We start from the raw sequence: 5,332 nt of genomic DNA, 5'->3' as shown, positions 1-5,332 counted from the left end.
GGGGTGTCCGCCCGCAGCGTCCGGCACCGGCACAGGGCGCCGTACCGAGTGACGGCCGGCCGGACCGAGGACGGACACCCCCCACCCCGGCCCCGCCGTGACCACCGACCGCAGGCGCGACCGCACCCCCCACCGGACAGCAACGGGCCGCCGCAGGCACGAAAGGGGCGCGGGGAACGGCGCGACCAGCCACAACGAACCCGCACAGGCGCCGCAGGCAACGGCGACCAGCCACAACGCACCCGCACAGGCGCCGCAGGCAACGGCGACCAGCCCCCACGCACCCGCAGAGCGACAACGCACCCCGCGCCGCAGGCACAACGCACCCGCACCCGAAACACGCCGCGGCGCCGCAGGCTAAAGCACCGCAGCCACCCCCCGAGCCGCCCGCTCCACATCCGCAAACCCCACGTACAGCGGTGTGAAACCGAAGCGCAGGACGTCGGGAGCCCGGTAGTCGCCCACCACCCCCCGCTCGATCAGCCGCTTCATGACGTCACCGGCGTCCGCGCACCGCAGCGCGACCTGGCTGCCGCGCTCCGCGTGCGCCACCGGCGTGATGGACTCGACGAGCCCCTCACCCACGTACTCCGCGACGCACTCCAGGAAGAAGTCCGTCAGCGCGAGCGACTTGGCGCGGACCGCCTGGATCGACACCCCGTCCCAGACGTCCAGCGCCGCCTCGAGGGCCAGCATGGACAGGATGTCCGGCGTGCCCACACGCCCGCGCAGCGCACCGTCCGCCGGCGCGTACTCGGGTCGCATGCCGAACGGCTCGGCGTGCGAGTTCCACCCCGGCAGCGGCGAGTCGAAGCGGTCCTGCAGCGAGCGGCGCACGTACAGGTAGGCCGGCGAACCCGGCCCGCCGTTGAGGTACTTGTAGGTGCAGCCGACCGCCAGGTCCACGCCGTGCTCGTCCAGCCCCACCGGCAGCGCCCCCGCGCTGTGGCACAGGTCCCACACCGCGACCGCGCCCACCCCGTGCACCGCGGCCGTCAGCGACGGCAGGTCGTGCAGGCGCCCGGTGCGGTAGTCGACGTGGTTCAGCAGCACCGCCGCCGTACGCTCCGACAGCGCGCCCGGCACCTCGGCCGGCGTCAGCGCCCGCAGCGTGCACCCCGTCAGCCGCGCCGCCGACTCGGCGATGTAGCCGTCCGTGGGGAAGGTCGAGGCGTCGACGAGGATCTCGTCCCGCCCGTCCCCGGCCAGCCGCACCGCTCCGACCAGCGCCTTGAACACGTTCACGCTGGTCGAGTCGCCCACCACGATCTGCCCCGGCGCCGCACCGACCAGCGGCGCGATCCGGTCACCGATCCGCTCGGGCGCCGTCCACCAGCCGCTCTCGTCCCAGGAACGGATGCGCAACTCGCCCCACTGGCGGCGGACCACGTCCTCGACCCGCCCCGGGACGTGCGCCGGCAGCGCGCCGAGCGAGTTGCCGTCCAGATACACGACGTCATCGAGGACGAACCTGCCGCGTACGCCCGCGAGTTCGTCCGCGGCGTCCAGCTTCCCCGCCCGCTCCCGCAGTTCAGACATGAGACCTCGCCGTCCACAGCTCCGGGAACACGTTCTTCTGCGCGCGCTTCTCCAGCCATGCCACCCCGGCCGACCCGCCCGTGCCCTGCTTGGCGCCCATCGCACGCCGCGTGGCCGTCAGGTGGTCGTTGCGCCAGCGCCACACCAGCTCCGCGACGTCCGTCAACGCCTCGCCCAGCCGTGCGAGTTCACCGCTCTGGTCACCGGAGTAGATCTCCGCCCAGGCTTCCTCGACGGCGTCGGACGGCTCGTACTTGCGGGACACGTCCCGCCCGAGCACCGACGCCGGAATGCCGTACCCGCGCCGGGCGAGCAGCCGCACCACCTCGTCGTACAACGACGGCTCGTGCAGCGCCTTCTCCAGTTCCGCGTGGACGCGGGGCGCGCCGCGGTGCGGCACCAGCATGGACGCGGACTTCTCACCGAGCAGGAACTCCAGTCGCCGGTACATCGCGGACTGGAAACCGGAGCCCTCGCCGAGGGCGGACCGGTAGGAGTTGAACTGCTGCGGGGTGAGTCCGCCCAGCGGCTTCCAGGAGGCGTTCAGCGCCTCCAGCTCGCGGACGGAACGTTTCAGCGCATCGATCGCGACCGGCACCCGGTCCTCGCGCAGGGCGCGCGCGGCGGTCTCCCACTCATGGACGACGACCGTGAACCACAGCTCCATCACCTGGGTCGTGACTAGGAAGACCATCTCTCCGGGATCGTCGGAGAGGGTGTGCTGGAGATGGGTGAGCACGTCCGCCTTGACGTAGTCCTCGTACGGCGTGGTGCCCTCGAAGTCGAGATGCGGGGTCTGAAGCTCGTCTGACTGGTGAGCCTCGTGGGACATCGCTGTCTCCTGTTGTGCACTCCGGGTAGCGGTCCGCCCCTGCCGTTACCGGCACGGGGGCCCCGGTCCCCACCCGCATCCTCCGCAATCACTCGGGAAACGGCAAGGCCCGCCCCGTCAAGGGCGGGCCCACCAGGGAAAACGCTGTAGTACGGCGTCCGGGCGACTAGCCCAGCGTCTGCGCCGCCGTCGCCGAGGAGTCCTTCAGGAACTGCGAGCAGCGCTCGTACTCCTCCTCCTCGCCGATCGCCTGCGCGGCCCGCGCCAGGCCGTGCAGGGCCCGCAGGAAGCCGCGGTTCGGCTCGTGCTCCCACGGCACCGGGCCGTGGCCCTTCCAGCCGTTGCGCCGCAGCGCGTCCAGGCCGCGGTGGTAGCCCGTACGGGCGTACGCGTAGGACTCCACGGCCGCGCCCCGCTCGAACGCGTCGTCGGCCAGCTGGGCCCAGGCGAGCGAGGACGCCGGGAAGCGCGCGGCGACCTGGGCGGGCGGGGTGCCCTTGGCGAGGAGCTCGCGCGGCTCCGGGTCGTCGGGCAGGTGGGTGGGGGGCGGACCCCCGAGCAGGTTCTCGTGAAGGGACATGGGATCCAGTCTGTCACCGGGTGACGTTGAGGTACTTCCACGGGCCGGTGACGCCCGCGTTCACGTTGTCGCCGTTGTAGCCGTCGACGTACACGGAGCGCACCCGGGCGCGGTAGCCCGCGGCGCCGTCGTTGTCGAGGGTGAGGTACATCTTGCCGTCGCTGCCGAGTTCGTAGAACTCGGAGAAGCCGGTCTGCCAGGCACCCTGCACGTACACCTGGAAGTCGATCCGCGTGTAGCGGCCCGGGTAGGCGTTGTGCCAGGTGGTGATCAGCGCGTCGGTGCTCTGGTGGTAGGTCTGGTACCAGGTGGTGCCGATCTTGGTCCACTTGTAGTGGCGGGACAGCGTGGTCGTCACCCCGGCGCGGGTGTACACCCCCGACCTGGCCGACGCGGCGCCGTTGCGGGCGTCCCCGGCGAAGACCGCGGTGACGGTGGTGTCGCGGTTCATCCACATCGACGCCGACAGCTTGCCCTGGGCGTTGACCGTGCCGCGCTTCAGCAGCCGCTTGGGCTCGTAGCCCCACGGGTCGGCCCAGATCTCCACGACACGGTTCTTGTACGTCGCGCCGAGGGTGGCCGTGTACGTCACCGTCGTGCCGTAGTTCACGACCGTGCCGTTGCGGTCGAGGCTGATCGCGGTCGGCTTGTAGGCGACCTTCACCCGGGCGATCCCGGCTGCGGTCGCGTGCTCGGCGTCCCCGGCGTAGGCCACCTTGTAGGTGACGGTGCCGGCCGCGGTCGGGGTGTCGGTGAAGGAGTACGCGCCGTTCGCACCCAGCGGCCTGGTGCCGAGCGCCTTGCCGTTCGGGGCCTCGGCGTCGTACCGCGTCACGGTGAGCGGCGTGCCGGCGGGCAGCTGCAGGCTCGCGGTGACGGTGCCGGAGACGGTGAGCGCCTTGTCGAGCGGGGCCGTGCCGGGCGCCTGGACGGTGACGGCGGGCGCGGACTTCACCGGCTCGTCCATCCGCTGCAGCCGCAGGCCACCGCGGTCGTTGCGGGTCACGGCGAAGAGGCGGCTGCCGCCGGGCTCCCAGGCGAGACCGCCGTCGACCAGTTCGTCCCCGCCGCCGTTGCCGATGTAACCGGTGCCGGGGAAGTCGTAGTGCCGCACGGCGGTCTGCTCACCGGGGCGGTAGACGAAGACGTCGTCGCCGTACACCGCGTCGGAGCCCACCGCCACGGTGCCGTCCGGGGCGACGGCCACGGCGGCGCCGTTGTACTCGCTCGGGTAGCCGGCGACCTGGGTGAGGTCGCGGTCCGAGGCCTGCCAGACGGAGTGGCTGCCGCCCGGGTTGGCCGTGATCAGGCGGGTGCCGTCCGGCGTGTAGGCCAAGTCGTTCGTCATGCCGCGTGCCGCGTCCGCGCTGCCCTCGGCGCGCGCGGTGCGCACCGCGCTGCCCGTCGTCACGTCGTAGGTGGCGAGGGCGAAGGTGCCGGAGTACGAGCCGGCGGCGGCGATGACGTTCGGGTTCGCCGGCGAGGCGACCAGCCGCGGGGCGCCCGAGTAGGCCGTCTCGGTGTCCTGGCCGAGGGCCACCGCCGGCTCGGCGCCGGAGACGTCCAGCGACCCGATGTCGCCGTCGTCGTCGCCCCAGGCGCCGTTCGCGAGGTCGCTGCCGTAGCCGAACCAGATCTTGCCGCCCGCGAGCGCGAGGAAACGCGGGTGGGTGCCGGCGCCGGTCGCGTACCGGGCCTGCTCGGTGACCGCCCGGGTGTCCAGGGCGACGACGGCGTCGGCGCCGGGTACCGCGGCGTACAGGCGGCTCGCGTCGTCGGACAGGGCGAGGCCGGTGACGCCCGGCAGCGCGTCGGCGGTGGCCAGCACGGCGCCCGCGTAGTTGGTCGCGACGACCTTGCCGGCGGACGGGTCGCTGATGAAGATCCGCTGGTGGACGCCGTCCACCACGACGTCCCCGGCGCTCTTGAGCGGCAGCAGCAAGCTGCTGTCCGCCGCCGCGGAGCCGGCCGTGCCCGCGACGAGCGCCGCGGAACTGCAGAGGACCGCGAGCGCCGTCGCGGCCGAGAGAGAGCGCTTACGCACGATGTAGAAGACCCCCCAATGGTCCACGCGTCCTCGAGGGGACGCGGTGAAGCGCAGCGTAGAGCATGTCCCTGACATCGCGCGCGCGGGTATCACCCCCGGCGCCCCCTGGGGCCGTGGCACGCCGAAGGCCCGGCGCCGAATCCCGATCCCCCGCGCACGCCCACGGTCCGGCGCGAAACTCCCACTCCCGGGCACGCCGAAGGCCCGGCGCGAAACCCCCGCCCCCGGGCGCGCCGAAGGCCCCGGGGGCGGGCCGCGGTACGGGCCCCGGGGCGTCGGGGGTGGTGCTGCGGGCCCGATTCGTGATGCGGGTGGCGGGGGGGCGCCGGGGGTT

At 73.0% G+C, this 5,332-nt stretch carries 4 protein-coding genes; all 4 read right to left on the bottom strand.

What is annotated here, in order from left to right:
* Positions 1-357 precede the first annotated feature (357 nt).
* The 4 genes from kynU to AB0E88_RS35615 all read right to left on the bottom strand — a co-directional run bounded on the left by kynU (position 358) and on the right by AB0E88_RS35615 (position 5,022).
* Positions 358-1,539 carry a kynureninase gene (kynU, locus tag AB0E88_RS35630; protein ID WP_361639362.1) on the bottom strand — a complete coding sequence of 394 codons (1,182 nt, stop codon included), beginning with the start codon at positions 1,537-1,539 and terminating at the stop codon, positions 358-360.
* Complete coding sequence (locus AB0E88_RS35625) at positions 1,532-2,371, bottom strand: tryptophan 2,3-dioxygenase family protein (protein WP_361639359.1); 840 nt, start codon at positions 2,369-2,371, stop codon at positions 1,532-1,534. The genes kynU and AB0E88_RS35625 overlap by 8 nt, the downstream gene beginning before the upstream one ends.
* A 166-nt stretch (positions 2,372-2,537) precedes the next feature.
* A complete protein-coding gene (locus AB0E88_RS35620; protein ID WP_361639356.1) occupies positions 2,538-2,951 on the bottom strand; it encodes a DUF3151 domain-containing protein in 414 nt (137 codons plus the stop codon).
* 13 nt (positions 2,952-2,964) lie between these two features.
* Entirely contained in the window at positions 2,965-5,022 is a 2,058-nt protein-coding gene (locus AB0E88_RS35615; RefSeq protein ID WP_361639353.1) for an Ig-like domain-containing protein, read from the bottom strand.
* Positions 5,023-5,332 lie beyond the last annotated feature (310 nt).

It is taken from the genome of Streptomyces sp. NPDC028635, from assembly GCF_040637635.1.
In the GTDB taxonomy this organism is placed as follows: domain Bacteria; phylum Actinomycetota; class Actinomycetes; order Streptomycetales; family Streptomycetaceae; genus Streptomyces.
Note: the sequence above shows the minus strand (reverse complement) of the source record. Positions and strands in the feature narration are given on the sequence as shown.